A 26,528-nucleotide genomic window follows, 5' to 3' on the forward strand; every position below is an offset into this window, starting at 1 on the left:
TGAGGATTTGAAATGACTAAACAAAGTATAGATGATCAGGCGTCATTTTCCGCACCCATTGAAGATTTGCAAGTGCGAATTGCATTTTTGGACGATTTAGTTGAGCAATTGAATGAACAAGTGGTTCATCAAAGTCTGGAAATTGCTGATTTAAAGAAACAAATGCAGTTGTTATATCAGCGGGTAGAGTCGGCAGATTTGTCGGATGGGATTGCACCATTTGACCCGATGACCAATCGCCCACCACACTATTAATCAATCGTACTTAATCAACGGTATTGGTTTCCGTGCTGATTTTAATTTGACCTTTGCTGTACTTCCCGCTGTAATGCTCGGCTGCTGTGCCTGAATCTTTTAAACCCTATTGTGTCCGCTAAAGTTTATGTCCTTTAAAGTTGTGTTACTTGACCTTGAAAACAACCAGCCTACCGCGACTTTGTTGCGAGAAATTATTGAGCATCATCCGAGTGTGTATCTGTTTAATTGTGCAGGAAAATTTGAATATAACTTGCAGGATTTAACTGAGTTGGCTGGCTGGATCAGTACCGGTCAGCTTATGATTTTAGACAGCCCGCGCGCAGAGTTTAAAGAGTTTGAATATGCAGTGGTAGTTGGGCAACTGATGGCACTGCTAGAGCCAGAAACACAAGTTGAAGTGATTTCTGCGGCTGACAGTATTCAGATTTTAATGGAAATGTTGCAAGCATCTGAAATTGCCTGTCACCTGATTCATATTCAGCCTGAAATGCAGTCTGGGAAAAGCAAAAATCGTTTACCAAGCCCAATGGCAATTCGCAACAAACCTGAATTGCTGTTGGTAAAAAAGTATTGTGATGCGTTGGCAAAAATGTCAGGCAAGCCAACTAACGTAGAGGCTTTAAAAAACTCGATTGCCAATATTTTGCAACTTGAGGCAGACAAAGTGCAGCATGTGGTTGGTATGTTGATGAACCTGAAAATTGTAAAGCGGGTGGATGAGCAAATTAGCTTTCGTAAAAAAGTACTGAAGCAGTGGGTTCAACTTGACTTGGATGCTGTGGAAGAATCTACGCAAGAGGCGACAGTCACTTCTACAATCGTGGCGCAAACTGAAGCCGCAGAGGTACATCCTCAGCACAGTTTATTTAAAAACTTTAGCCAAATTGACCCTGTGCAATGGGAAGTTGCCAAAAAGTTACGTGAGCTAAAGGGTGAAAAACCGAAAGATATTTATGAGTTGCGTGATTTACTAGAGCGGTTATTTCCAAAGTCTGATATTCGTTTATTGCTCAAAGAACTGATTGAAAAAGGCTATATTTATTGGAATGGACATGAAGTTCTATATAGTCATGAGATGTTCTTGAGTTAAAAGATTGTGAGAGTGTATGAAAAAAGTCTTGTTGTTGGATATTGAAAATTTACATAAATCAGAAAAAGAACTTCTAAAATATTTATCTGAATATCAATTCGTGTATTTGGTATATGCAAAATCACCTATAAATTTAAGCTTAGATGGTTTGCAGATGCTTTCTGATTTTGTGAGCAAGAAAAAGCTTGTTCTTATTAAAATGCCTAAGATTGGCCCAGATGCTGCAGATTTTGGATTAGCTTTCTTAGCTGGTCAGTTATCTATTCAAATGGATAAATCAAATGTTGAATTTGATGTAATGTCTAATGACAAGAAAATTGAATATATTGTTGATTTATTGACAGTAATGGGTTTTAAGTCTCAACAGTTAAAAAGGGATCTCTTATCTTCACCTAGCAAAGAGTTCAAATTAATAAATCAAGAAACTGATTTAAGTTCTGATGAACTGAAACCTTTACTGTTTGCAATCCAATTACTTTTAAAAAATCAACCCAAACAATTTAATTCATTAAACAATGCTCTAAAGTCTTGGTTAAAAGGATATACAAGCAATACCAGAAAGATTATTGAGCAGTTAAAAGATTATCAATTGATCCAAATTAAAGATCAGACTGTAAGTTATGAGCTATCTCGGATGAAAGATGCTCTTAAATTTAGAGAAAAAGGTGAGGTACAGGCTTTGAGTAAAGCTTTACCGTCAGTTGATGAAATTCAGATTAAGCCGCACTTGCAAAGAGTGAAACAGTATTGTGATTATCTAAGTAAAATTAGCAATAATAAACCTGCAAAATTAAATAGTTTACTGAATTCGATTCAATCTGTATTAAAGTTAAACGCTCAGCAATTGGCTCAAGACTTTATCAATATTTTAATAAAGCAAAATATTGTTAAGCAAGAAAGTACTAAACTAATATATAACGATTCCTTGATTGAGGCTTGGGCAAGTCTAGACAAAACTTGTTTGAATACAACAATAATTCAGACAAGTTTGATGGAACAACCTAATACGGAAGTTTTGTCATAAACAGTATAAGCTTCTGATAAAGCCAGTTGATTTTAGTCGGTGGTACTTGCGTTTTATATTGTGCTTATGCAACTCTAATATAAGAATAGAAAGGTTGTACTATGGAAAATACTGGAATTTGGGTTGCCGTTGCCATCATTATATTTGTGATGGGCTCTATTTTTGGTCTGCGTGTCAGCCCAAGAGAAAAAGCTTTAGGATTGATGCGTGAAAAAGCCCGAAAAATGGGACTACACCCTCGTTTGGTGGTTGCGCCTGACTGGACAAAAATCCCGAAAGCCACGGAATCACGTGCCAGTATGGTGGCGTATTACAGTGTACTCATTGCCGATGCACGTTTACCGTTAATGCGTGCTTTAGTGACAGACCAAAAGCTAGAACTGTTGCATGGCGATGAGAAATTCCAAGGCTTACCCATTGCATTAAAGGGCATTTATGCTATTGATATGCAGGCAAACTGTGTAGGAATCTATTGGGATGAAGAAGCCGATCTTCGCGCAACTCAATTAGATGAGATGAAAGCCTTTTTACATAGCTTGGCTGAACGTTAATTTTTAAACCATTAAATAGGAAATACGGTTACTTATGGCGAACGCTCCTCGGTCCACATCCAAAAGCACTGCAGCCAAATCTGAAGCTGGTCACAAACGTGCCTTAGTGATTGTGGAGTCGCCTGCAAAAGCGAAAACAATCAATAAATATCTTGGTTCGGACTACATTGTGAAGTCTTCGGTCGGTCACGTGCGTGATTTGCCAACCAGTGGTGGCGCAAAAACCACAGAAAAGAAAACCACCACCCGAACCAAACTGACCGAGGCTCAGAAAGCTGAAAAAGCTCAACAAGCATTAGTCAACCGTATGGGGGTTGATCCTGAACATGACTGGAAAGCACACTATGAAGTGCTGCCAGGCAAAGAAAATGTAGTCGCTGAATTAAAAAAACTGGCATCGCAGGTCGATGAAGTCTATCTCGCAACGGACTTGGACCGTGAAGGGGAAGCGATTGCGTGGCACTTAAAAGAAGTCATTGGTGGAGATGACTCACGTTATCAACGTGTCGTGTTTAACGAAATTACCAAAAATGCGATTCAAGAAGCCTTTAAGCATCCTGCGCGTTTAGATACCAACAAAGTCAATGCCCAACAGGCACGTCGTTTCTTAGATCGCGTGGTGGGTTTTATGATTTCGCCACTGCTCTGGGAAAAAATTGCCCGTGGTTTATCGGCAGGACGAGTGCAGTCAGTTGCGGTGAAGCTGGTTGTGGAGCGCGAGCGTGAAATTCGCGCCTTTGTACCCGAAGAATATTGGCAAGTCTTTGCAGATACTAAATCTGAAAAAGATGACATTCGTCTAGAAGCGGTTAAGCAAGCGGGTAAAACCCTCAAGTTACGCAACAAAGCTGAAACCGATGCTTTACTGAACTTGATTAAAGATGCGCAATACACCGTATCTGCACGTGAAGATAAGCCGACCAAAGTCAACCCAAGTGCGCCGTATATCACGTCAACGCTGCAACAGGCTGCGAGTACCCGTCTTGGTTTTTCAGTCAAGAAAACCATGATGCTAGCACAGCGTTTGTATGAGGCAGGTTTTATCACCTATATGCGTACAGACTCGACCTTCCTGAGTGATGACGCGGTCAATATGGTGCGTACGCATATTGAAGCGGAGTTTGGTCAAAAATATCTGCCTGCTAAACCAAATCGTTATGGCAATAAAGCAGGCGCACAAGAAGCGCACGAAGCGATTCGTCCATCTAATGTTGCGCTTAAAGGCGACAGTTTGGTGGGTGTAGAGCGCGATGCACAGCGTTTATATGATCTGATTTGGCGTCAGTTCGTCGCTTGCCAAATGACACCAGCCGAATATTTATCATCGACCATTTTAGTGGATGCCAATGGTGTTGAGTTAAAAGCCAAAGGTCGTACGCTGGTTTTTGATGGTTTTACTAAAGTGCGTGGGCAAAACAAATCGGATGATGATGTGTTACTGCCTGCAGTTAAAGTCGGTGAAATTCTTAAATTAGTAAAGCTTGATCCATCGCAACACTTTACCAAACCACCTGCGCGTTTTACCGAAGCCTCTTTGGTGAAAGAGCTTGAGAAAAAAGGTATTGGACGTCCATCGACCTATGCTGCGATTATTTCAACTATTCAAGACCGTGGTTATGTCAAACTGGAAAACCGTCGTCTTTATGCCGAAAAAATGGGTGAGATTGTTACAGACCGCCTGGATGAAAGTTTTAATAATCTGATGAACTACGACTTTACAGCAGACTTGGAAGGTCAGCTAGATAAGGTTGCAGATGGTGAACGTGACTGGAAAGACTTACTCAACAGTTTTTATGGCGACTTCAAACAGCGTTTGACCAATGCACAGGGCGAACAAGGCATGCGCCGTAATCTCCCTGTAGAAGTTGATGCCGTGCATTGTAAAGAATGTTCACGTCCAATGCAGATTCGTACAGGTACAACAGGGGTTTTCTTGGGATGTTCAGGCTATAACTTGCCACCAAAAGAACGTTGCAAGGGAACTTTGAACCTGACTCCTGTCGAGTCGCTTGCCGCATTGTCGGATGATGATGCCGCTGAAACTGCAGATTTGATGTCTAAAAAACGCTGCCCAATTTGCGAAACGGCTATGGATAGTTACGTGATTGATGGTGGTCGTAAACTGCATATTTGCGGGAATAACCCAGACTGTGCAGGTTTTGAGCTAGAAGAAGGCGAGTTCAAAATTAAAGGCTATGATGGCCCAACCATTCCGTGTGACAAGTGCGATGGCGAAATGCAGCTGAAAACAGGTCGTTTTGGCCCTTATTTTGCCTGCACCAGTTGCGAAAACACACGTAAAGTACTCAAGAATGGTCAGCCTGCGCCACCGCGTGTTGATCCAATTAAAATGGAACATTTACGCTCGACCAAACATGATGACTTTTTTGTACTGCGTGATGGTGCGGCAGGTTTATTCTTGGCAGCCAGCAAGTTCCCGAAAGTGCGTGAAACTCGTGCCCCGAAAGTGGCAGAGTTGCGTACGGTAGCAGAACAGCTTGATCCAAAATATCAATTTATTCTGCAAGCACCTGATGCAGACCCAGAGGGTAATCCAACATTAGTGAAATTCAGCCGTAAGAATCAAGCGCAATATATTGGTTCGGAAACGCCTGAAGGCAAACAAACCAAATGGTCATTGGTTTACCAAGATGGTAAATGGGTTGAGGCTTAATTATCCAAATTACAAAATGCTGGCTTCGGTCAGCATTTTTTTAAATCATATAATTTGAAATGTGAAAAATAAAAAACAGAGAGGTTTTGTGAATCTTAATCCGATGTGGGGGTCGAGTTTAAAGATAATAAGATTAAACTCGGTAAAGTGATTGCCTAAAGATATTTAAAGTATGTGGAAAAAAATCCGAATTTTATGCTTATTGCTGGTTTTGCTGGTCGTCGCAGTCAATGCTTGGCGTGATCAGAACCAAGACTGGAATAAGCCCATCATCGTATTGTTACATCCAATCAATGCCGATGGACGATCAAATACCCAAAACTATATCAATACATTAAATATCAATAATTTAAATTCTGCTCAAGACTATCTAAAACAAGCTTCTTTGCAGTACCGTGGGCAACCGATTGCGCTTTATTTCAAACAGGGGCGAGAATTAAAGCAGTTGCCACCAAAAGTGCCTGAGCAAGCATCGCTACTGAGCACCGTACTTTGGAGTTTAAAGTTCCGTTTTTACGCTTGGCAGCAACGACAAAGCAGTGATGGTGCTGCAACAGTGACACTGTACCTGAATTATTATGATCCGAGTCAAACTCAAATTTTGAAGCATTCCACCGCTTTGCAAAAAGGCAAAATTGGCTCGGTGAATTTATTTGCTTCTGCTGCGCACAGTCAGCGTAATACGTTGGTGATGGTGCATGAATTACTGCATACCTTTGGTGCCACAGATAAATATGATTTAAGCACAGGTCAGCCGATTTATCCGATTGGTTATGCAGACCCAAATCAGCAACCATTGTATCCACAACGACAGGCTGAACTGATGGCGGGTTATGTGCCACTTTCGCAAAGCAAAAGTAAAATGCCTGAATCGTTACAACAGACACGTATTAACGAAATCACTGCCATAGAATTGGGCTGGAAATAATGTGGATAAGCATGTACTTATCCACATCTCTACAATAGAGCTTGTGTAAAAGTATGTGTTTAGGCATGAACCGAGCCATTTATATTCATGGGTTTATTCCTAAACCGATCTGTTAAACTATTCATCCACCCAGTACGATGAGTCACTATGAGTTTAGCCAGCCTAATTGATGAATTGAATCCCCAGCAAAAACAAGCAGCCACGACAGCATATCAACATAGTCTGGTCTTGGCTGGCGCAGGCTGTGGCAAAACCAAAACCATTGTGGCACGTGCAGCGTACTTGATTGATCAAGGTATTCCAGCCAATCAAATTCAAATTTTGACCTTTACCCGCCGTGCGGCGAGTGAAATTGTCGCACGGGTGGAGTTGGCACTGGGCGAGCAAGCCAAAGGCTTACGTGCTTCGACCTTTCATACTTTTTGTATGTACTTGTTACGACGTATTCCTAAAGCTTTTGGCTTGGAACAATTTTCTATTATTGATCGTGATGATCAGTTGATGATGTTTCGCCTCATTCGCGGAAAAGATGATAAGAAAAATCCAAGTCAGTTGCCTAAGCCTCAAGAATTATGTGATTTGTATTCTTTTGCGCGGAATACCCGTCAAAAACTGAGTGTGGCTTTAGAAAAGCAACAGCCTGAATATTTGGCATTAAAAGATCAAATTGCTGAAATTATGCAGGAATACGAAAGCCGTAAACGTGCACGTGGCTTTCTCGATTATGACGATATTTTGGCTGTGGTGGCATCGGCATTGGCGCAGTCGGAAGGTCTGGTCGATTATGTCGCGTCAATTTGTCAGCATCTTCTGGTCGATGAAATGCAGGACACCAATCCTTTGCAATGGGCTTTGCTTGAGCCTTTAAAAGATCGGGTCAGTTTGTTTTGTGTGGGCGATGATGCACAATCGATTTATGGTTTCCGTGGTGCAGATTTTGAAAATATTCATCATTTCACAGAGCGCGTATCCAATGCTCAAATTTTCAAATTAGAGCAAAATTACCGTTCTACGCAGGAAATTTTAGACCTGTCCAATTGGTTGTTAGATCAAAGTGAGATTCGCTATAACAAACGGTTGCAGGCGCATCGTGGTGATGGCATCAAACCCAAAATGCATATTTTCCCGAATGAATTTGATGAAGCCAAATGGATTGCGATTGATATTAAAGAGCGACATTTCTTGCAAGGCGCGCCGTGGTCAGATCACATGGTCTTGGTGCGTTCAAGTTTTGCAGCGCGACATATTGAAGCTGCCTGTATTGCGGCAAGTGTGCCGTATCGTTTTATTGGCGGCATGAAGCTCTTGGAAACTGCGCATGTAAAAGACTTGCTTAGTTTATTGCGCGTTATTGCCAATCCTTTAGATGATATTGCGTGGATGCGTTTTCTCACTTTATGGAATGGCGTGGGCGATGTCGGTGCGAGTAAGTTGGCGCAGCAATTGTTGCTTGAACCGACAATGGATCAGGTGATTGAAAAGCTGGAAAAATTTGGACGCTTGCCAGAAAAAACGTTATTGATCATGAAGCAAATGGATGTCTTACGACATGAAGTTGCAGCTTGCGTCGGTTTAGGCATTGAAGCTATTCAGGAACAATTGGCTGATAACTATAAAAAAGACTGGAATCGTCGTCAGGGTGATTTTCAGTTGGTGCAACAACTGGCGGGTAAGCATGCGCAGTTAAGTGAGTTTTTAGAAGAATATGTGCTCGATCCTGTGTCTATTTCTGAAATTGAACGCCAGTCTGATACCGATGTGGTCACTTTAATCACCATTCACTCTGCCAAAGGTACGGAGCAAAAAGTCTGTTATGTGGCGAATGTGACTGCAGGGCAGTACCCGCATGCACGGGCGCAGGGCAGTTTTGATGATATTGAAGAAGAACGTCGAGTGCTGTACGTGGCTTTGACCCGTGCCCAAAATGAACTGATTTTAACCAAGCAAAATTTTAATTTATGGGCGCGTGATACGGTAGATGAACAAGGGCGCAAACTGGACAGTTATTTTTTGAATGATCTGACACGGCAGTTGTGTGCGATGGAAACTCATCACCGTACCCGTCAGCAAACTGTGAAAAGTGCCTTGGTGGAACGCCAAGCGATTAATTTAGATTTTGGCATTGATCTCGATTAAACTATGCCACAAGGTTTCCTGCAAAAAGTAGAGTAGGCGAGTGCTTTTTGATGTTTTTTGCCTATTTTAAGGTTGTAAGATGAAAATTTTAGTTCGTAGTTTAGAGCGTACAGTGACTGAAGAAGAATTGTTAAAACTTTTTCAGGAATATGGCACTGTAGAATCTTGTAATTTGGTGTTGGATGCTGCAACAGGAAAATCTAAAGGTTTTGCATTTGTAGAAATGCCACATGCACGTGAGGCAGTAAAAGCCATTAAAGCGCTGAATACTTTGCGTCTGCATGGTCATGGAATACGTGTCAAAGCAGCAGAAGATAAACCTGCATCAAAATAGTTCAAAGGGAGCAAAAAATGCTCCTTTTTTATGCGTGATTTTTAGTAAAAATACGAGATTGGCACTGCATTGGTGCGCGATTTTATCGCAGTAAAAATAGTGTATTTTTTATTGGGTGTTGCAGGAAAATCGGTTTAATCTAAGCTTCTTAGAACGCTAAATTGAGGAAATGCTCATGTCCCGTGTTGCTCGTTTTCATGCAGATCGTACCAATCAGAAATTATATTTCGCCCGTCTTTCATGTCAGCAGGCCGAGCAAACCGAGCATGTTCAGCAAGCGCAGGCACATCGTGAAGCTGCGGTGTTTCATTTAAATGGCGCGGTGCTGGCTTTTTTGCAGGAATTGGTGCGGTATTATCGTTTAAATGACAGTAATCCAACCCTTAAATCAATTGAAGAATTGATGGCAGCCAAAGGGCAGATTTCCCCTGAAGTGGCAATTTTGCAGCAACTGAGCAAATCGGGTTTTATTGCAGAGTTAAAGCGCGCTTATCGTTTATGTCAGTACACGCCCGAGCCAAGTGCACCAGGACCTGAACAGGAAACGTCATCTAATTTAATTATTAAAGTCACACAATCTCCGCAAGCATGGCTACCAGATACGAAAATTTTGCGCGAATGGCATCGTGATTTAACCCAGTTGATTGATGGTTTTCGCAATGAAATGGTGGAATTTTAAGCCGACCAAACGCCCTTGAAAAAAATTTGATCAGCCCGATATAAATATTCTGAACGATGCAAAGAGCAAGCGCCTTTGCCACCATGTCCAGCATGGAGGATATATGTCTATAGAGCAATTGAAAGAATTATTTGGTAATCAGGAAGCAATTTTAGAGTTGGTTCAGCTTGAAGGTGGTGTGTTGGCATTGCGTAATGCAGGCTCTGAGAAAGAGCCATTGGTCAAAATCGAGTTCAATGACGACGTCAAAGCCATATTGGGCGATCAGACGGCGGTTGTTGCACAGCACATGATTCAAGCGGCATTATTTGGCTTATTGGAAAAACAAGTCAATGAATGGCATGCCGAAATTGTGGATGAACAGCCGCAATTTATGAGTTAATCCGAAAAGGTCTTTCGGTGATGAGCTATCTTTAATGAATAGATTGTCTATCTGCTTTGGTTAAAATCATGGACAGTATTAGATAGTTTTTCATCAACACAGTGAAAGCCAATCTATACGTCAACAAAAAAGCGCAGCTTAAACGGTGCGCTTTTTGTGATTTTGGCTATGGGTTTTAGATGAATGATGCTCAATGCGTTGGTGGCTGATGATGGGCAATTTCAATTTGATTTAAAATATAATTGCTCATATTTTTCGCCATTTCTTCTTTGGCAAAATACACTTCACCAATGTTGTCTTTACGAATTACTTCCGCTTCGGCTTTGCTTTCTGCACACACCAAAACCTGAATTTCAGGGTTTAGGGTTTTGGCAATATCCACAATTTTATGAATATCCAAAATGTCCATAGGCGAGAGAACGAGCAGTCGTGCATGTTGAATATGTGCCTGAATCAGTACACCTGCTTCAGTGGCAACCCCGCTGACCGCAGCAATACCTTTTTCACGTAGGTCTTCGACAATTTCACGGTTTTCTTCTGCAATCACGACCTTAATATTTTCAGCCATTAAATTTTGGGTAATGCGACGTCCGACTTCACCATGTCCAACAATCACCACCTGATCACGTAAATAATCTTGAGAAACTTCATCGGGCAGCATGGCTAAAGGGTCATTACTGCGTTCGAGCAAACGCGCCAAATAAGAGCGTTCCCGAATCCAGTTTTGCACAGGTTCAATCGCAGAAAAAACAAAGGAATTGAGGGTAATTGAAATGAGTGCGCCTGCTAAAATCAGGTTTTGTCCTTCTAGTGACAGCAGTTGTAAAGATACGCCTAGCGTTGCCAAAATGAAGGAAAACTCACCAATTTGTGCCAAGCTCGCGCCTACGGTCAAAGCTGTGTTGAGTGGATAGCGGAAGAACAAGACCAATGCCATGGCTGCAATGGTTTTGCCCACCATGATAATGCCGACGACCGCTAAAACATGCAGTGGTTCTTCGATCAGAATACGCGGGTCAAACAGCATGCCCACAGCAACGAAAAACAGAATGGAGAAAATTTCACGTAAGGGCAAAGTTTCTTCTTCGGCACGATGACTGAAATCGGATTCTTTGACCACCATCCCCGCAAAGAACGCCCCGAGTGCCATCGACACGCCAAAGATTTTATAAGCACCAAAGGCAATTGATACCGCAGCAGCGACCACAGTCAGGGTAAACAGTTCCCTTGAGCCTAAGCGTGCCACAATTTGCATAATGAAGGGCACAAGGCGTTTGCCAACAATGAGCATAAAGGCAATAAAGCCTGAAACTTTCAGTAAAGTCAGCCCGAGTGTTAGCCAAATATTTTCATCACTGGCATTGTCGATAGCTTGTCCACCCAGTAATACAGCTGTGGCAGGCAAAAGCACCAATGCTAAGACCATCACTAAGTCTTCAACTAACAACCAGCCTACGGCAATTTTACCGTTCACGGAGTCGAGCAGGCCACGATCACCCAATGCTTTTAAGAGCACAACGGTACTGGCACAAGACAGACTCAAACCAAAAATTAAGGCAGAACCAAAACTCCAACCCCACATCATCGACACGCCTACACCGAGCAGGGTCGCCACGGCGATCTGCAATACTGCACCAGGCAAAGCAATGCGTCGTACCTGCATTAAATCATTTAGCGAGAAATGCATGCCAACACCGAACATAAGGAACATGACCCCAAGTTCTGCCAATTGGTTGGCAAGATGAATATCTGCCACAATGCCCGGTGTGTTGGGACTAATGATGACACCTGCAATCAGATAGCCCATAAGCGGTGGAAGGCGTAAGCGCGCAGCGATATAGCCAAATACCAGTGCCAAGCTAAAACCAACGGCAAGTAAGATGATGAGTTCTACATCATGAGGCACGAGAAACTCCTAAGCCATGGTGAAGGTGCGGTCAAAAGACTGAAATAAGACAAGCACAAATAGTGCCAAAAAAGAAAACGAGGAAATTTTAACAAGTGAGGCAAAAAAAGTGCAAAAAAAAACGACCTGAATAAGGTCGTTTTTTAAAAAAGCTAAAATTATTTGATTTTAGCTTCTTTGAAAACTACGTGTTGACGGATTTTTGGATCAAATTTTTTGATTTCCATTTTTTCCGGCATAGTACGTTTGTTTTTAGTAGTGGTATAGAAATAACCTGTACCAGCTGTAGAAACTAAGCGAATCTTATCACGCATTGTCCTGACTCCTTACTTAGATCTTTTGACCTTGAGCACGTAGGTCAGCAACAACCTTTTCAATGCCCAATTTGTCGATAATACGCATACCTTTAGTGGTTAAACGAAGACGTACGAAACGTTTTTCGCTTTCTAACCAGAAACGGTGGTTGTGCAGGTTCGGCTCGAACCGGCGCTTAGTTTTGTTGTTGGCGTGTGAGACGTTGTTACCAACGACTGGACGCTTGCCGGTAACTTGGCAAACCTTAGACATGGTGTAACTCCATTGATTTAGCCAACAGCAAATCTGTATGGCCAGTCAAAAATAAACGGATGAATTCATTCAAGGGGCGTTTTATATCAAAAATACGCTTAAAAGACAAGCGATTTTCTTCAAAAACAGCATGAGCGTGTTTGATAGCTCATGCCTTGATCAGTTAACGAAGAAGCGTCTTCGAAATCAATCGATGAATCGGCTTATCAAATGGGGGGAGAATGAACTTCAAGCTGTAAAGCTTCGGATTAGACATTACCGACCGTTCATGTGACAAGCTGAAAAAACCTTCTGGACCGTGATATTTCCCCATGCCCGATGCACCAACACCACCAAATGGTAAGTCATCTTGTGCAACGTGGGTCAATACAGTATTGAGTCCGAAATGCCCTGAATGGGTTCGCTGTGCGACATAGTCGGCACGCGCCTGATCAAAGTCGAAATAGTATAAAGCAAGAGGACGCGGTCGGCTATTAATAAACTCGATTACATCATCAATTTGTTCATATTCTAAGATTGGCAGGACTGGCCCAAAGATCTCATTTTGCATAATTTGCATGTCTGGACTGACATTGGTCAGTACCGTTGGTGCCATTTTACGGGTTGCAGCCACATTTTCACTTTGCGGATTAATTTCAATAATATTTGCACCTCGCTCACGTGCATCTTCTAAATAGCCCTGTAAGCGACGATATTGTTTGTCATTAATAATAGAAGTGTAGTCTTGGTTATCACGAATATGCGGATACATTTCGGTCACAAATTGCTCGAAATGCTCCATAAATTCGGCAGTTTTGCCTTTAGGCAAGAACATATAGTCGGGTGCAACACAGGTTTGTCCTGCATTCCAGAGTTTACCGACTGCAATACGCTGCGCTACATCGACCATATCGCTAGATGGATGTACCAAAACAGGGGATTTGCCACCCAGTTCTAAAATGACAGGCACAAGGTTTTGTGACGCGGCAGCCATTACAGTTTTGCCGACTTCGGTAGAGCCTGTGAAAATAATTTTGTCAAAAGGCAAATGACAGAACGCATCGGAAATAATGCCGCCACCATTGATTACCGCTACTAATTCTTGCGGAAACGCCTCACTCATAGCGTTTTCCAGTACTTTACCAAAATGCGCAGAAGCACTGGAAATTTTGATCATGGCATGGTTGCCTGCAGCCAAAGCACAGATCAGTGGGCCTAAAGATAACAGCAGCGGATAGTTCCAAGGTGCAATAATGCCAATTACCCCTAAAGGTTGATACTGTACCCATGCTTTTGCAGGTTGGTGGATAATACCAACCTGACGTTTAGATGGCTTCATCCAGTCGGTCAGGTTTTTGCTGTAATATTTGATATGTTCCAAGCAGGTAAGTACTTCGCCAATTTGGGTTTCGGCAATGGCACGGTTGCCATAGTCACGATTAATGGCTTCGGCAAATTGATCCTGATATTTCACAATCACACGTTTTAAGCGGGCTAAGCGTTCAATGCGTTCTTTGGCACTTGGGACAGGATGACGCTGATAGGCATATTTCTGCAATGCCAAAATATCATCCAGACGTTGTAAATCGGGTGAATGTGGGGTCATTGAAGTTGTTTTTGTTTGACTGTTCATGGCATGTTACCATTCAATAAAAGCAATATAAGTTAATTTTTAGAGTATTTACTCTAATCAGTCAAGTGACTTTATGTTTTCATGCCCCCCAAATTTTAAAGAATGGTTGTTTTTAGGATGTCTCAAACCAAAACGTTGAAAACCAAAGAACGTATTTTGCAATTGAGTTTGCAATTGTTTAACGAGCGTGGTGAGCGTTCGGTAACAACCAATCATATTGCGGCAGAACTGGGCATGAGCCCAGGAAACTTGTATTACCACTTCCGCAATAAGAACGAAATTATTAAAGAGCTGATGGAACAATATCAGCAAGAAACTTTAGAAATGCTGGCTTTGCCTGAAAATCGTGGCTTAGATGCCAATGACAAAATTCGTTATTTTCAGGTTCTCAGTAGTCAGCTGTGGGCTTATCGTTTTTTGCATCGTGATGTCTATCATTTGGTCGAAACCAATGAAGATTTCCGCAAAATGTATCCACGTTTTGCAGGACAGGTCATGCAGCAGGGACAAAAAATTTATCAGGCCTTTGTGGATGCGGGTCTGATGCAAATGACTGAGTCAGAAATTGAAGCCTTGATTATCAATATTTGGATTGTGCTGACCAACTGGACGAACTTCTTATATATGTCGGGTCACATTACCGATTCAAACCATTTGGAAGAAAAATGGATTTGGCAGGCTTTACGTCAAATGCTGTTCCTTGAAGGGGCATATTTACGGGGTGAAAGTCGTGCAACCTATGAGCGTTTACTAGAAACACTAGGCACATCTGAACTGTTTGAGAGTTTATCATCCAGTAAAAATACTCAAGCCGACTAAGAGACTGAGAATGGCTATTTAGAATGTCTGAGAAACGCGCTAGAATACTCGGCTTGTTTTTCAATTTAACCAAGTAGTGACTAAAAACAACATGAATATGACGACTGCGAATACTGCACGTTTACTGATTACCTGTGAAGATAAGCCAGGTATTGTGCAGGCTGTATCGAGCTTTTTGTATCATCAAGGAGCCAACATTACCGCGCTTGATCAATACGCAACAGAAGCTCAGGGCGGGCGTTATTTCATGCGGGTTGAGTTTGAACTGGATCACTTGCAAAGCCGTAAAGAAAGCTTATTGCAAACCTTTGCTTCTAACGTGGCAGAGCGTTATGAAATGCAATGGCGTTTGGCTTTGGTCAGCGATGTGAAAAAAGTCGGCATTTTGGTGTCTAAAGTTGATCATGCTTTGCTCGAACTATTATGGCGTCATTCACGTGGTGGTTTACCATGTGAAATTACCAAAGTGGTGTCGAACCATGACACCTTGCGTGAAGCGGTAGAAAACTTTGGTATTCCGTTTGAAGTAGTGCCTGTTAATAAAGAAAATAAACGTGAAGCTTACGCTAAAATTGATGAATTGATGCAAGGCAATGATTTGTTGGTATTGGCGCGTTATATGCAAATTTTGGATGAAGAGTTTGTCTCTAAGTGGGAAATGAAAGTGATCAATATTCACCATTCATTCCTGCCTGCTTTCGTGGGCGCAAATCCATATAAACAAGCTTATGAAAAAGGCGTAAAACTGATTGGTGCAACTGCACACTATGTAACAGCAGACCTAGATCAAGGTCCGATCATTGAGCAAGATGTAGAGCGTGTAAACCACGACTTTACGGTAGATCAACTGCGTGAATTGGGTCAGGATGTGGAACGTAATGTACTGGCACGTGCAGTTAAATGGCATTTGGAAGACCGTATTATTGTAGATGGCAACAAAACTGTTGTATTTCAATAGGGTAAAAGCTATCTAAAAATCGAATTAAAACATGCCGACATGGCATGTTTTTTTATGCTAAAATTGTAATGTTATAACATTTATTTAAACTGTTTTTAAAATAGCAAATTTATTGGATGATTCACGTTTGTTATTAAAAAATAGTTGCAAATGAAAACACTTCTCATTTATTATTGCGTTACTTTAATTGTGCTAACCGATCAGTTTGATCGTTCGGAACTGTGATGGTTTGGCAATTGCTTTTGAAGGTCGCTGACTTTAATGAACCAATCTCCCAACGCTATGCTACAAATGCCCAATGCCATGAAAAAGAAAGTTGTGACGGCTTTAGCTGTGGTTGCATTAGGTCATGTCGGTGTGTTGTGGGCATTGGGGCAAATGCAAACTCCGACCTTAAAGCCCATAGAAAAAGAACCTTTAAAAGTACGCTTTGTAAAAATTCAAGAACAGCCTAAACCGTTGCCACCGCAACCTAAGGCTGAACCACAGCCTGAAAAACCCAAGCCTCAGCCTGTAAAAGAAGTGCCTGTGGTAGAAAAACCGTTGCCACCGCCACCGAAAAAAGTAGAAAAAGTACAGCAAGTTAAAAAAGCAGAAGCCCCTAAACCCGTGGCGAAGCCCGTAGAAAAACCAGTCGAACGTGTGGTGCAACCTGCACCTGTAGCAACGGTGACTGAAACTAAAGTGGTACAGCCTGCACCGAAACCGACAGTTGCACCTGTTGCGCCAGCACCTGCTCCTGTCGCACCTTCTGCTCCAAAAACAGTGTCGATTGGCGGCTCAGGCGTGCAATGGAGTCGTTCTCCAAAACCTTCTTATACCAATCGTGATTTACAGGGAGAAACCCGTAACGTGGTGGTTCGGATTGAAGCCAATGAAAAAGGCGTGATCACCGATGCTCAAATTACGCGTTCTAGTGGTGTACCTGCTTTAGATCAAAAGATTTTACGCGCAGTGCGTAGTGCAAAATTCAAACCGTACAAAGAAAATGGCGTGGCTTATCCAATTCGTGCTGAGCAGCCTTTTGAATTGACATTGAACCCTAACGGCTAACCTTCAACAGGAGTTCGAGTATGAACTTTTCCGTCTATTGGCAACACGCAGATGCAGTCAGCAAAACGCTGTATTTCGTGTTATTGGCGATGTCGATTGCGACATGGACCATCTTCGCATTACGTTTGATAGGCACGCGCCAATTGAAGCAACAAGCTTATGCTCAACTGTCACAGGCTTTAAATCAGCTTAAAGCAAAACTGGTGCCCTTAAATTTTGAGCAGCGTAAAGCGGTTGCTGAGCAAGCCTTATTGCGTCAAATTTCGGTAGAAAAAGCATCGGCAGAAAAAGGCGTATCGGTACTGGGTACAATTGCGTCATTAGCACCGTTTGTGGGTTTGTTTGGTACAGTTTGGGGTATTTTCCATGCACTCGTTGCGGTTGGAAAAAGCGGTCAGGCGGGATTGGCTCAAGTGGCAACGCCTGTTGGTGAAGCGTTGATTATGACGGGCTTCGGTTTGGCGGTGGCGATTCCTGCCGTGATTGCTTATAACATTTGTTCGCGTGTGAACCGTACCTTATCTACAAATTTGCAAGATCATGCACATAGTTTGTTGATTGACACCATGTTGCAACAAGATTCTTCTGTTCAAAGAACTGAAGTGAATGCAACACAACAAAGTTTAGTGGGAGGTCAGGTTTAATGGCTTTTCAATTGGGTGAAGACAACGATTCAGGCATGAATGAGATGAACCTTATTCCCCTGATCGACATTATGTTGGTATTGATGATCATCTTTTTGGTGACAGCGACCGTTGCCAACCCATCTATACCATTAACCTTACCGCAAACCAGCGCAGAAATTGTTGATTTACCGCCTGAGCAAATTCAGGTCAGTATCAATGCCAATGGTGAAGTGGCGTGGGATGATCAAATCATTAGTTTAGATGAGTTGCAAACCCGCTTTAACAACGCTAGTCAGCAAGCACAGCAACCAACAGTGGTATTAAGAGCCGATAAAGAATCGCGTTATGATACTGTAGCGCAAGTGATGTCACGTGCGAGTGAAGCTGGACTCAGTGATATTGCTTTCGCAACAGAAGATTAACTTAATATTTAAAATCAGCGATCTTTTTAGGTCGCTTTTTTTATGCAAAGTCGCGCATAATGCCAACACGCCTCAAGTACAGCAATCTTGACCATCTAAAAGATTTAGATTGAGTCCGCGGCTTACTTTCAACTCTATTTTTATCTCAGATCAGGTTCAGCCATGAGTTCACGCCAAGCACTTGATGCAAAAGCCAGCAGTATGATGCTGATTTTGTGTGTGTTTTGGGGCTGCAACAAGTGGTGCTAAAAGTTGCTGCAGCAGATATTGCACCCTTGATGCAATTGGCACTACGTTCAGGTCTATCAGCTGTGATGGTGTTGCCTTTGTTGTTACTTGCAAGAAATACACAATGGGCTTCGACTGAATATCTGCCTGTAGGCGTATTGGTGGGTATTTTATTTGCTGCAGAATTTTTTATGTTAGGGCAGGCGATTCAATATACATCTGCGTCGCATGTGGTGGTTTTACTGTATACCGCGCCTATTTTTGTGGCTTTAGCACTGCACTGGAAACTCCCTGCAGAGCGTTTATCTTGCTTGCAATGGGGCGGGATTCTGTTGTCTTTTGCTGGCATAGCAGTGACTTTTTTATGGCGTGATACTGCGCAACAAGAGAGCCACCAAAACTTTAGCCACATGCTTTTTGGCGATTTACTTGCGCTGAGTGCAGGCATACTTTGGGCAGCTACAATGGTGGCGGTACGTCTAAGTCGTTTATCAGAAGCACCTGCAACACAAACCTTGTTTTACCAATTAATGGGTGGTTTTTTGATTTTACTGCCGATGGCTTGGTGGATGGGGCAGGCCGAAATTGACTGGACAGCCTTAACCATAGGCAGTTTGATTTTTATGCAGTATTGATTTCGTTTATGAGCTATCTCGCCTGGTTTTGGCTGCTGAAACAATATTTGGCATCCAGTTTAGGTGTGTTTTCATTTTTAACGCCATTATTTGGCGTATTGTTTGGTGTGTGGTTGTTGAATGAAAGCTTGAGCCAAAGCTTTATGATTGGGGCTGTTTTGGTCATGCTTGGTATGTTGATGGTGAATGCTCAAGGTTGGGTTAAAACAAAACGCAGATAAAGCAAAGCAATAAGCTTTGTGGCTTCCGCTTGAGTTTGCTTGGGTTGTAGTTTATCGACTTTATCTGCAATTAAACACAAACCATCTTCAAGCGACTGAGGGGATTGCACACCTAAACTTGAAGAGGGTTTGTGCCAAAAATTGAAATGTTCTAGATGAGCAATTACTTCGTTTCAAAAATCTTAGAAAGCGGAATCGACAACTTGGCAGCTAAATAGTCATCGGTTTCATTGAGTATGGGGCCGAGTTTTTGCATCCATTCATCATGAGTATAAACATTGGTCAAGTCCTGACGACGTGGCAACGAATACGGTAACTGTGAATAAAAGCTCCAAAAATCTACCTGAGATAGATTACGCACCAACACAAATTCATCATTTTCTGTACGTTTAATCAAGTTTTGTTGTTCTAGCATTCGCACATAAGACGGCCAGCGCCCAATTTCATTACGTCCCAATACATCTAAGGCTTCAGCTTCAGTGACACTTTCTCCGCGCATTTGTTTTTTGTAAAACAATTCCAGCAAGTCCAGTAACATGAGCAACGGGTGGCATTTTTTCTCGCGTCTGGCTTCAAAAGCGGTCAGGGCAAAACTAATTTCAACACCCAAAAGCACAATATTCCAAGACAGAAAAATCCACAGTAAGAAAATAGGTACGGCAGCAAATGCACCATAAATAATTTCATAACTGGTGAAGTTGGACATAATAAAACCAAACAGGTTTTTCAAACATTCAAATACAACAGCACTGAATATTCCTGCAATTAATGCTGCTTTAATGGGTACGCTGCGGTTGGGAATGGTCCAGTTCAGAATAAAAAAACCCAAAATGGTCAGTGCAAATGAAATCAGCCATAAAATAAATGCACCATTGAGTTCATAACCTGCAAAGTTATTACTCAGCACATTCATAGAAGCCAAAGTTGAGGAAATGACAAAAGCACTGCCCAGTAAAATAGGACCTAATGAAATGATGGTCCAATAACGCATAAAACCTACAATGCCGCCACGGGTTTCCTTCACCCGCCATATTCGGTTAAACACAGTTTCAATACTGGTCAGCATCATCACCGTGGTCACAAATAAAAACAAAATACCAATGACCGTTAAATTACTGGATTTTTCGGTAAAGGCATTTAGGGCTTTATCAAAGGCGATGGTGGTTTTAGGTAAAAAATTGCTGTAAATCAATTGTTGTAATTGTTGCCGTGCGGGTTCGAGTGCCTTAATGGATGAGATGATTACCAAAAATACAGTGAGCATAGGTACAACGGCAAACAGGGTAGTGTAGGTTAAAGAGCCTGCTTGTTCACGGCAGCGATCTGCTTCAAAGCGACGCAGCACAAATAAGACAAATTGAAACCATTGTTTGTCATAAAAAGGCAGTTTCTTTAAATATTCAACGATCATACAGTGGCTGTCTCAACTTTTTTAATCATCTTTATCTGTTTTCATGGTTAAGCTTAACCAAAAAAGCAGCAAAATACCGTATAGTTTTCATTTTTAGTCTGATTTCTTAGCATGATGCAAGCATATATTCTAGTTTTGTACTTTAGTAAATATGGTTCTACCAAAGAAATGGCACATTTAATTGCCAACGGGGTAGAAGCCAGTGGCATGCCCGTTAAAATTAGAACTGTGCCCAATATCTCTACCGTGGTGCAACAAGCCGAGCCAAGTATTCCTGCCGAAGGAGATATTTATTGCACTTTAGACGACTTAGCAAATTGTGCAGGTTTAGCTTTGGGTTCGCCTACACGCTTTGGCAATATGGCATCAGAAATGAAATATTTCTGGGATCAAACCACCAGTCTCTGGCTGAATGGCGCATTGCATAATAAACCTGCCTGTGTTTTTACCTCTTCGGGTTCGATGCATGGGGGACAGGAAAGTACCTTATTGACCATGTTGCCGCCATTGTTTCACCACGGGATGATGATTATGGGACTGCATAATGCGCATCCTGCTTTATCGAATACCAAAACTGGTGGTACACCGTATGGTGCAACGCATGTGAGCGGCCCACGCCACGATCAGGCGTTGAGTCAGGATGAAAAAACCCTCTGTGAAGCGCAAGGACAACGCCTAGGTGAAATGGTAAAAAAATTACAGGGCATGTGAGATTCTTTTTTTGATCAAAATGAAGCGTAAAATGTGGATATCGTTTTACGCTTTTATCTTTTTTTTTCTTAAATTCGATTGGCTTATGTAGCATTGAGCCTGCTAAAAATAAGTTCACTTTTCACTTAAAATCACTATTTGCAGTGATATTCAGTTTTTTTCTTTTCACGTCTAATAACCGCTTTAAAAGCAGAGTTTTCTGTCACGGTTCACGCAGCATTTTTTGTGCAGACAGATGTATTGAGCACAACGGACTGCTGTAAAAATGAGAGATTGAGGAAAAGTGAAAATGAATAAGTGGGTGCTGATTGGGTTAAGTCTATTGAGTTTAGGATATTCATGGTCGAGTGTTGCAGCGACTGAAATTGTGCATACTCTGAGCTTTCCAGAAGAACAACGTATTGAAAAACAAGCTGCGGAAGCACAGTATTTAGCGGCAGAAAAGCCTGTGATGACTTCTGCAAGCAGTACTGCAAAATAAAAAAAGATGTAATCAAAAAAAGTGCTGCCATGTGCAGCACTTTTTTTGAAATTGATTTAGGGCTATTTAGAGTTGCTTGGCTGTTTGAATTTTTTCTTTAAAGCGGTGTTTGCACTTGAGGCATTGAAAATCCAGAAAAATATTCTGATCGACAATTACACCTGCTTTTTTACCAAAGCGATGCCCAAGAAAACCGCCTGTGATTCCCACACTAATTGCCCCGACAAACGTGCCAATCGTGCCGCCCATAATTACGCCCAATGGTCCTGCGGCAGTACCGATTGCCGCACCAATAGAAGCTCCTGAAGCTGCGCCGCCTACTGTACCTGCTGCCGTACCTGCAGAGCCTAATAACACGCCACCAATTTTTTGTAAGTTTTGTTCATGGTTGCGTTTTTCAACTTGAGTTGAACCACATTTCGGACAGGTGATACTGTGTTGCATCAACGGATTGTCTTGTGTCATGACTGTAAATTGCCTTATGCTCATGCCGCATGCATCAATGCACGCAGACGATCTAAAAAGTGCTGTCTAGAGCTGCAATCAGAAAAACTAGACTGCTGAATCACTGTTATTTCAAGTGCAGCATGGCGTAGCATCACAGTTTTGTAAATAAAATATATGTAAATGAGTTGTTTAAGTTTAAAAAAAGCATAAAAAAAAGAGCGCCTAAGCACTCTTTGATCATCGGGTTTAAATGATGAACCAACATCAGTTTTCATCGACCTTAATCGCGTACAAATTCAACTGTACCGTTTGCCAAAGACTTTACTCGTGCCAATGATTCAACGCGATAGCCTTTTTCAAGCAATAATTCACGACCCGGCTGGAATGACTTTTCAATCACAATCCCAATACCCACGACTTCTGCATTGGCTTGATGGATTAAATCTGCTAAACCGAGTGCAGCTTGACCATTTGCCAAAAAGTCATCAATTACCAAGACTTTGTCGCTAGCGCTAATATGTTTGTTTGAAATGGCAATCGTACTCTCAGTTTGCTTGGTAAATGAAAATACTTTAGAGCGGTATAAATCATCTTTTAAGGTTAACGATTGATATTTACGTGCAAAAATGACAGGTACGCCAAGTTCTAAACCTGCCATCACAGCTGGTGCGATGCCAGAAGCTTCGATAGTAATAATTTTGGTGATGCCTGAATCTTTAAACAAACGCGCAAATTCTTGACCAATTTGCTGCATCATCACTGGGTCAATTTGATGGTTTAAGAAAGAATCGACTTTTAGAACCGCTTCGGATAGAACGATACCTTCGGCTAAAATTTTCTGTTCAACTGCATGCACGGGAGAATCCTCAAGGGCAGGTGCTTTTTAAAGCAAAAGCGTATTTTAAAAAGCACCTGAAAAAATGCAAGAAGAATTTACCAAAGGGTGAATAGCTGCCATGCTGTGCTCAGCCACTATATTCTAAATTAGCTGGTTGGACCTTTATAGCCTGTGAGCAATAAGCCATAAGACTTGTCTTTGTCTTGGTGGGTGACTTTTACAGGCAAGTAGTCAAGTTTAGGTGCCAACCAGAAAATCGTATCACGGTTCGGTTTGTTGTGTTTTAGCACCACTTTAATCGTGTCAAAAGTACCGTAATTGGTTTTGATCTTTTCGGCACCTTGTTTAATAAAGCGACGTGATTCAACCTCGCTATGGTCGGCAATATAGTAGCTCGATTTTAAACCGCCACTTTTTAAATCTTCACGGATTTGCAGCTCTGCATTCAACTCATCCAACACGCCCGCTTTCCACGCAAAAGAACGTGTATCGCCGTCCTTTTTGGTGTTAATAGTTTTCGCCGAAGGATTGAAATTAATACTCATGGTATTGTTATGAACCAAAATCTTACTGCTGCGGCTGAAGCTAGATGAGCCAATTTTGCCATCATTAAAACTAAAACGACTAGTTTCTGTGGCAGAAGCGATTACGCCAGCTTTAGCAGCAAACACATAACTCCATTGGTTACCTGTTTTGCTTAAAGTTCGTGTTGCAGAACCTAAGTTCTTACCATTGTAGTTAAATTGATAACTGGCTTGGAAAGGACTCATGGCAAATGTTTGGCTAGAGAAACCAGCCATGAACAGTGCTGTAGACACACTGGCTGCCATACCCATTTTTTTTAATACATGATTTGCCATTGCTGAGATATTTCCTCTGTAAATAGGGAGATGCAATTTACTTGCTTACTGCCATTATAGGTGTTGAATATGAAGAGAATATTAGGAAATATGCGGTAAGTGTCGTTTTCCTGTACGAATTCTCTTGCAAAGTTTTAGTCTCGCTTTATTTTTGTTTCAGCGGTGTGACTTGGGTATCTGCAAGAGAGTCTTCCACATTATCTAGTTTTTCTTCGGACATTTTGCGGAACAATGCGGTCAAATTGACGTTGCCAGTCAGGACCAATTCCGCTTCGCGTAATACCGCATGATTCACATGAACTTTACTGAGTGTATCAATGATAGAGCGGTTTTGACCTAACCAGCGATTTAAGTCTAAATGCAGTAAATCATCTTTGACTTTAATAACTTTGAGTTTTTCCAAAATCATGCCCAAAGGGTCATCATTGCGTATTTTTTGATAGTAAAATAAAGCACACTTAACTGCGATTTTATGTAAAAAGCTTGGATAACTCGCCTCAATGACCTGCGTGTCACTAATTTGTTCAAACACGATGAGCTGAGTATCTTTATTCAATTCCATCAGCACCAATTTTAAATCGACAGATAGAGTAATATTCAAACCGTTATAATCTAGAGTTGCGTAAAGACGTAACCAATCGTCGTGTAAGTCTGCATGCAGATCTTGCAACATTTTCACATTATCAGTCACAAAGCGTTGAAAAGTCGCATTTAAAAAGACCTGAGATAATGGAATTTCACGTTCATCCTCAATAAATCCTTCAGCTTTTTGGTACACTTGACGGATACGTTGAGAGATATTGGTGATCAGGGTTTGCATACGGCTGTCCAAGTCGGTCATTTATTCTTTACAGATACAAATATTTTGTCGAATTGTATTAAAAATACAGGCATAGAAGCTTGCAGTTTAGCAAAATAAGTTGCACCATTTTTAAGATTTAAGGCTCAGTAGTCAGTTTTTGATGAACTTTGCAGTTTTGCATTAAAGCAAAAACTGAGCAAAATTATAATGCTCTTTAGTTTATACCGCATTTGGCGGCTTGGGGAATCAGACTTTTTGTCGGATTAATGTGATGCTAAAAAAAATTCAATTGATGCCTTCTACGCAAGATTGGTGGAAAGATCCTATTTTTGCTGCAGCGTTGTTGGTGGCTGCTGTACTGCACGCATTAATTTTGGCCGTGCAGTTTGCTGCACCACAACAAAGCGATGCTGCGGTCAAGGAAATTGCAGTATCGGTACGCATGAGCGATGCAAAAGTTGAAGATGCAGATTTCTTAGCTCAAGCCGACCAGCAAGGTTCAGGTACATTCCGTGAACAACATCGCATCTCGAGTGACATGCCTGCGCCCATGACCGAACAAAGTGCAGGGGAGCAGGAATTGGAAAGTTTAGAGCGTATGCAGCAACAGCGCGAATTAGACTTTGAAGAAAAAGTGTTGATGACCACGCTCAGTTGGCAGAAACAGGCGGCAGAAAATCAACGCAAAAAAGCTATGCAGGAGTTGAATAGTCAATTTCAAGCTAAGGCGGCCATGGTTGCCAGTATTGAAGCGCAATATTTACAGCGCCAACAAAATTTTAGCCGTCAGCAAAAAATTAAAACCATCGATGGGATTCAGGCCAAGCAAGACAACACCGCTGGTTATATGGAAAAATTCCGTCAAAAAGTCGAATTTTATGGTAACCGTTATTATCCAGAACAAGCCAAAGCACAGAATTTGGCAGGCGAAGTACGTTTAATGGTGATTTTGAACAACAATGGTGGGATTCGTGCCATTCGTTTAATTGAAAGTTCAGGACATGCCATGCTAGATGAAGCAGCCAAAGCTTCGGTGCGTAAAGCCGCACCTTTTGGTGCATTTGATGCCAAAATGAAAGATATTTCTGAATTGCGGATTGTACGGACGTGGCGTTTTGACCCTGCTGAAGCTGAGTTTGAGGTGCGCTAGTTTTTCCCTCTCTCTGGCTCTCTCTCAAAGGGAGAGAGGACTTTGTGGACAAGTAACAAGAATCTACTCTCTGCTTTACGCAGCAATGTTCTTCTGGTATTTAGCAATCATGGGACTCTAATGAATGTTCTCCCTCCCATTGGGAGGGAGTAGTTTTAAACAAAAAAGCGAGCCTTAGCCCGCTATTTTTATGATTTTCTAAAACTTAAAATTCAATCTCTTTCCATGTATGGATTATCCAAACCCAACTTGGCAAGAATCTCAACTTCTAAAGCTTCCATTTCTTCGGCATCCTCATCTGAGGTTTCATGATCATAGCCCATAAGGTGCAGCGTGCCATGTACTAGCATGTGAGTGAAATGCGCTAATGGTGTTTTGGCTTGTTCTGCAGCTTCCTGTAAAACCACAGGAATACAAATTACCAAATCCCCAATAGGGAAGCTCGGCAAAACTTGTGCCATTTCATCGGGTAAATCGCTTGGGAAAGACAAGACGTTGGTAGATTTGTCTTTTTTGCGATATTCCAGATTGAGCTTGTGACTTTCGGCATGATCGACACAGGCAATTCCAATTTCACAATCACTTTGGGTGTCTATATGTCTTAAAGTGGTTTTGACTACTTTTTTCAGATAGGCACGTTTTAACACCAGCTCAGGCGCTTGAATGTCCTGTTGCAGGCTGAGACTTAATTTCAAAATGAATCCTTAATACTTCAGTAGGTTGCA

28 protein-coding genes and 1 pseudogene are annotated in these 26,528 nt (G+C 41.8%); 19 read left to right on the forward strand and 10 right to left on the reverse strand.

All coding sequences use genetic code 11. The features are described from left to right. Window positions 1–12 precede the first annotated feature (12 nt). From C3Y93_RS11975 to C3Y93_RS12020, 10 genes are all read left to right on the forward strand, one after another. The gene (locus C3Y93_RS11975; RefSeq protein WP_004976120.1) at window positions 13–255 is read left to right on the forward strand and encodes a SlyX family protein; all 243 of its coding nucleotides are present in this window, start codon (window positions 13–15) and stop codon (window positions 253–255) included. A 127-nt stretch (window positions 256–382) separates the two neighbouring features. Continuing rightward, window positions 383–1,348: a hypothetical protein gene (locus C3Y93_RS11980; protein WP_104853027.1), complete on the forward strand. Its 966-nt coding sequence runs from the start codon at window positions 383–385 to the stop codon at window positions 1,346–1,348. A 16-nt stretch (window positions 1,349–1,364) separates the two neighbouring features. Further along, window positions 1,365–2,372 carry a PIN domain-containing protein gene (locus C3Y93_RS11985; RefSeq protein WP_096901707.1) on the forward strand — a complete coding sequence of 336 codons (1,008 nt, stop codon included), beginning with the start codon at window positions 1,365–1,367 and terminating at the stop codon, window positions 2,370–2,372. Window positions 2,373–2,473: 101 nt separating this feature from the next. Continuing rightward, on the forward strand, window positions 2,474–2,923 hold the full coding sequence (locus tag C3Y93_RS11990; RefSeq protein ID WP_004976129.1) for an ammonium transporter: 450 nt from the start codon (window positions 2,474–2,476) through the stop codon (window positions 2,921–2,923). Between the two features lie 34 nt (window positions 2,924–2,957). Then, window positions 2,958–5,597: a type I DNA topoisomerase gene (gene topA / locus C3Y93_RS11995; RefSeq protein ID WP_104853028.1), complete on the forward strand. Its 2,640-nt coding sequence runs from the start codon at window positions 2,958–2,960 to the stop codon at window positions 5,595–5,597. Window positions 5,598–5,769: 172 nt separating this feature from the next. Further along, window positions 5,770–6,525, forward strand: a complete 756-nt coding sequence (locus C3Y93_RS12000; RefSeq protein ID WP_104853029.1) for a hypothetical protein — start codon at window positions 5,770–5,772, stop codon at window positions 6,523–6,525. Window positions 6,526–6,672: 147 nt separating this feature from the next. Next, on the forward strand, window positions 6,673–8,661 hold the full coding sequence (locus C3Y93_RS12005) for an ATP-dependent helicase (RefSeq protein ID WP_104853030.1): 1,989 nt from the start codon (window positions 6,673–6,675) through the stop codon (window positions 8,659–8,661). A gap of 79 nt (window positions 8,662–8,740) precedes the next feature. After that, the gene (locus C3Y93_RS12010) at window positions 8,741–8,995 is read left to right on the forward strand and encodes an RNA recognition motif domain-containing protein (protein ID WP_004976139.1); all 255 of its coding nucleotides are present in this window, start codon (window positions 8,741–8,743) and stop codon (window positions 8,993–8,995) included. Between the two features lie 175 nt (window positions 8,996–9,170). Next, window positions 9,171–9,674 (forward strand): DUF6586 family protein, encoded by a 504-nt coding sequence (locus tag C3Y93_RS12015; protein ID WP_104853031.1) that lies wholly within the window; start codon window positions 9,171–9,173, stop codon window positions 9,672–9,674. Window positions 9,675–9,777: 103 nt separating this feature from the next. Further along, the gene (locus C3Y93_RS12020; protein WP_104853032.1) at window positions 9,778–10,056 is read left to right on the forward strand and encodes a hypothetical protein; all 279 of its coding nucleotides are present in this window, start codon (window positions 9,778–9,780) and stop codon (window positions 10,054–10,056) included. A gap of 190 nt (window positions 10,057–10,246) precedes the next feature. On the opposite strand, the gene C3Y93_RS12025 is transcribed toward C3Y93_RS12020, so the two are convergent. The 4 genes from C3Y93_RS12025 to C3Y93_RS12040 form a co-directional block, all read right to left on the reverse strand. Next, window positions 10,247–11,962: a cation:proton antiporter gene (locus C3Y93_RS12025; protein ID WP_104853033.1), complete on the reverse strand. Its 1,716-nt coding sequence runs from the start codon at window positions 11,960–11,962 to the stop codon at window positions 10,247–10,249. 158 nt (window positions 11,963–12,120) lie between these two features. Continuing rightward, window positions 12,121–12,276: a 50S ribosomal protein L33 gene (rpmG, locus tag C3Y93_RS12030; protein ID WP_004976146.1), complete on the reverse strand. Its 156-nt coding sequence runs from the start codon at window positions 12,274–12,276 to the stop codon at window positions 12,121–12,123. A gap of 16 nt (window positions 12,277–12,292) precedes the next feature. Beyond that, window positions 12,293–12,529 (reverse strand): 50S ribosomal protein L28, encoded by a 237-nt coding sequence (gene rpmB, locus C3Y93_RS12035; protein WP_004976147.1) that lies wholly within the window; start codon window positions 12,527–12,529, stop codon window positions 12,293–12,295. A 163-nt stretch (window positions 12,530–12,692) separates the two neighbouring features. After that, window positions 12,693–14,141, reverse strand: coding sequence for a coniferyl aldehyde dehydrogenase (locus tag C3Y93_RS12040; protein WP_104853034.1), 1,449 nt, complete (start codon window positions 14,139–14,141; stop codon window positions 12,693–12,695). Window positions 14,142–14,258: 117 nt separating this feature from the next. Here C3Y93_RS12040 and C3Y93_RS12045 point away from each other — a divergent pair, with 117 nt between their 5' ends. From C3Y93_RS12045 to C3Y93_RS12070, 6 genes and pseudogenes are all read left to right on the forward strand, one after another. Next, window positions 14,259–14,960: a TetR/AcrR family transcriptional regulator gene (locus C3Y93_RS12045; protein WP_004976150.1), complete on the forward strand. Its 702-nt coding sequence runs from the start codon at window positions 14,259–14,261 to the stop codon at window positions 14,958–14,960. 91 nt (window positions 14,961–15,051) lie between these two features. Continuing rightward, window positions 15,052–15,918, forward strand: coding sequence for a formyltetrahydrofolate deformylase (gene purU, locus C3Y93_RS12050; protein WP_004976151.1), 867 nt, complete (start codon window positions 15,052–15,054; stop codon window positions 15,916–15,918). A gap of 261 nt (window positions 15,919–16,179) precedes the next feature. Next, entirely contained in the window at window positions 16,180–16,971 is a 792-nt protein-coding gene (locus tag C3Y93_RS12055) for an energy transducer TonB family protein (RefSeq protein ID WP_104853035.1), read from the forward strand. A gap of 20 nt (window positions 16,972–16,991) precedes the next feature. Then, window positions 16,992–17,615: a MotA/TolQ/ExbB proton channel family protein gene (locus tag C3Y93_RS12060; protein WP_096901723.1), complete on the forward strand. Its 624-nt coding sequence runs from the start codon at window positions 16,992–16,994 to the stop codon at window positions 17,613–17,615. Next, window positions 17,615–18,019, forward strand: coding sequence for an ExbD/TolR family protein (locus C3Y93_RS12065; protein ID WP_104853036.1), 405 nt, complete (start codon window positions 17,615–17,617; stop codon window positions 18,017–18,019). The genes C3Y93_RS12060 and C3Y93_RS12065 overlap by 1 nt, the downstream gene beginning before the upstream one ends. Window positions 18,020–18,181: 162 nt before the next feature. After that, window positions 18,182–19,103 (forward strand): annotated as a pseudogene (locus tag C3Y93_RS12070) (DMT family transporter). Between the two features lie 163 nt (window positions 19,104–19,266). On the opposite strand, the gene C3Y93_RS12075 reads toward C3Y93_RS12070, so the two are convergent. Beyond that, on the reverse strand, window positions 19,267–20,514 hold the full coding sequence (locus tag C3Y93_RS12075; RefSeq protein ID WP_104853037.1) for a YihY family inner membrane protein: 1,248 nt from the start codon (window positions 20,512–20,514) through the stop codon (window positions 19,267–19,269). 114 nt (window positions 20,515–20,628) lie between these two features. Here C3Y93_RS12075 and wrbA point away from each other — a divergent pair, with 114 nt between their 5' ends. Both wrbA and C3Y93_RS12085 read left to right on the forward strand, forming a co-directional pair. Then, the gene (gene wrbA / locus C3Y93_RS12080) at window positions 20,629–21,225 is read left to right on the forward strand and encodes an NAD(P)H:quinone oxidoreductase (protein WP_104853038.1); all 597 of its coding nucleotides are present in this window, start codon (window positions 20,629–20,631) and stop codon (window positions 21,223–21,225) included. A 289-nt stretch (window positions 21,226–21,514) separates the two neighbouring features. Further along, window positions 21,515–21,706, forward strand: a complete 192-nt coding sequence (locus C3Y93_RS12085; protein WP_019836921.1) for a hypothetical protein — start codon at window positions 21,515–21,517, stop codon at window positions 21,704–21,706. Window positions 21,707–21,772: 66 nt separating this feature from the next. On the opposite strand, the gene C3Y93_RS12090 is transcribed toward C3Y93_RS12085, so the two are convergent. From C3Y93_RS12090 to C3Y93_RS12110, 4 genes are all read right to left on the reverse strand, one after another. Next, a complete protein-coding gene (locus C3Y93_RS12090) occupies window positions 21,773–22,171 on the reverse strand; it encodes a hypothetical protein (protein ID WP_104853039.1) in 399 nt (132 codons plus the stop codon). Between the two features lie 262 nt (window positions 22,172–22,433). Further along, window positions 22,434–23,009 carry a xanthine phosphoribosyltransferase gene (locus C3Y93_RS12100; RefSeq protein ID WP_104853040.1) on the reverse strand — a complete coding sequence of 192 codons (576 nt, stop codon included), beginning with the start codon at window positions 23,007–23,009 and terminating at the stop codon, window positions 22,434–22,436. Window positions 23,010–23,137: 128 nt separating this feature from the next. Then, window positions 23,138–23,851, reverse strand: coding sequence for a DUF3108 domain-containing protein (locus C3Y93_RS12105; protein ID WP_019836925.1), 714 nt, complete (start codon window positions 23,849–23,851; stop codon window positions 23,138–23,140). A 145-nt stretch (window positions 23,852–23,996) separates the two neighbouring features. Further along, window positions 23,997–24,671, reverse strand: coding sequence for a hypothetical protein (locus C3Y93_RS12110; protein ID WP_104853292.1), 675 nt, complete (start codon window positions 24,669–24,671; stop codon window positions 23,997–23,999). Between the two features lie 274 nt (window positions 24,672–24,945). Between C3Y93_RS12110 and C3Y93_RS12115 the strand changes: the two genes are divergently transcribed. Then, entirely contained in the window at window positions 24,946–25,803 is an 858-nt protein-coding gene (locus tag C3Y93_RS12115; protein WP_213064886.1) for an energy transducer TonB, read from the forward strand. A gap of 212 nt (window positions 25,804–26,015) precedes the next feature. On the opposite strand, the gene ybeY is transcribed toward C3Y93_RS12115, so the two are convergent. Next, window positions 26,016–26,498, reverse strand: coding sequence for an rRNA maturation RNase YbeY (gene ybeY, locus C3Y93_RS12120; RefSeq protein WP_104853042.1), 483 nt, complete (start codon window positions 26,496–26,498; stop codon window positions 26,016–26,018). Between the last annotated feature and the right edge of the window lie 30 nt (window positions 26,499–26,528).

This window comes from Acinetobacter sp. SWBY1, from assembly GCF_002946595.1.
Classification (GTDB): domain Bacteria; phylum Pseudomonadota; class Gammaproteobacteria; order Pseudomonadales; family Moraxellaceae; genus Acinetobacter; species Acinetobacter towneri.

Coding starts and splice junctions, on each gene's coding strand:
- rpmG (WP_004976146.1), bottom strand. CDS start 12,276: ATGCGTGATAAGATTCGCTTAGTTTCTACAGCTGGTACAGGTTATTTC.
- C3Y93_RS12055 (WP_104853035.1), top strand. CDS start 16,180: ATGAACCAATCTCCCAACGCTATGCTACAAATGCCCAATGCCATGAAA.
- C3Y93_RS12010 (WP_004976139.1), top strand. CDS start 8,741: ATGAAAATTTTAGTTCGTAGTTTAGAGCGTACAGTGACTGAAGAAGAA.
- C3Y93_RS12110 (WP_104853292.1), bottom strand. CDS start 24,671: ATGCAAACCCTGATCACCAATATCTCTCAACGTATCCGTCAAGTGTAC.
- wrbA (WP_104853038.1), top strand. CDS start 20,629: ATGCAAGCATATATTCTAGTTTTGTACTTTAGTAAATATGGTTCTACC.
- C3Y93_RS11975 (WP_004976120.1), top strand. CDS start 13: ATGACTAAACAAAGTATAGATGATCAGGCGTCATTTTCCGCACCCATT.
- C3Y93_RS12085 (WP_019836921.1), top strand. CDS start 21,515: ATGAATAAGTGGGTGCTGATTGGGTTAAGTCTATTGAGTTTAGGATAT.
- C3Y93_RS12105 (WP_019836925.1), bottom strand. CDS start 23,851: ATGGCAAATCATGTATTAAAAAAAATGGGTATGGCAGCCAGTGTGTCT.
- C3Y93_RS12040 (WP_104853034.1), bottom strand. CDS start 14,141: ATGAACAGTCAAACAAAAACAACTTCAATGACCCCACATTCACCCGAT.
- C3Y93_RS11990 (WP_004976129.1), top strand. CDS start 2,474: ATGGAAAATACTGGAATTTGGGTTGCCGTTGCCATCATTATATTTGTG.
- C3Y93_RS11985 (WP_096901707.1), top strand. CDS start 1,365: ATGAAAAAAGTCTTGTTGTTGGATATTGAAAATTTACATAAATCAGAA.
- C3Y93_RS11980 (WP_104853027.1), top strand. CDS start 383: ATGTCCTTTAAAGTTGTGTTACTTGACCTTGAAAACAACCAGCCTACC.
- C3Y93_RS12115 (WP_213064886.1), top strand. CDS start 24,946: ATGCCTTCTACGCAAGATTGGTGGAAAGATCCTATTTTTGCTGCAGCG.
- C3Y93_RS12065 (WP_104853036.1), top strand. CDS start 17,615: ATGGCTTTTCAATTGGGTGAAGACAACGATTCAGGCATGAATGAGATG.
- purU (WP_004976151.1), top strand. CDS start 15,052: ATGAATATGACGACTGCGAATACTGCACGTTTACTGATTACCTGTGAA.
- C3Y93_RS12090 (WP_104853039.1), bottom strand. CDS start 22,171: ATGACACAAGACAATCCGTTGATGCAACACAGTATCACCTGTCCGAAA.
- C3Y93_RS12060 (WP_096901723.1), top strand. CDS start 16,992: ATGAACTTTTCCGTCTATTGGCAACACGCAGATGCAGTCAGCAAAACG.
- C3Y93_RS12020 (WP_104853032.1), top strand. CDS start 9,778: ATGTCTATAGAGCAATTGAAAGAATTATTTGGTAATCAGGAAGCAATT.
- rpmB (WP_004976147.1), bottom strand. CDS start 12,529: ATGTCTAAGGTTTGCCAAGTTACCGGCAAGCGTCCAGTCGTTGGTAAC.
- topA (WP_104853028.1), top strand. CDS start 2,958: ATGGCGAACGCTCCTCGGTCCACATCCAAAAGCACTGCAGCCAAATCT.
- C3Y93_RS12000 (WP_104853029.1), top strand. CDS start 5,770: ATGTGGAAAAAAATCCGAATTTTATGCTTATTGCTGGTTTTGCTGGTC.
- C3Y93_RS12075 (WP_104853037.1), bottom strand. CDS start 20,514: ATGATCGTTGAATATTTAAAGAAACTGCCTTTTTATGACAAACAATGG.
- C3Y93_RS12045 (WP_004976150.1), top strand. CDS start 14,259: ATGTCTCAAACCAAAACGTTGAAAACCAAAGAACGTATTTTGCAATTG.
- C3Y93_RS12015 (WP_104853031.1), top strand. CDS start 9,171: ATGTCCCGTGTTGCTCGTTTTCATGCAGATCGTACCAATCAGAAATTA.
- C3Y93_RS12005 (WP_104853030.1), top strand. CDS start 6,673: ATGAGTTTAGCCAGCCTAATTGATGAATTGAATCCCCAGCAAAAACAA.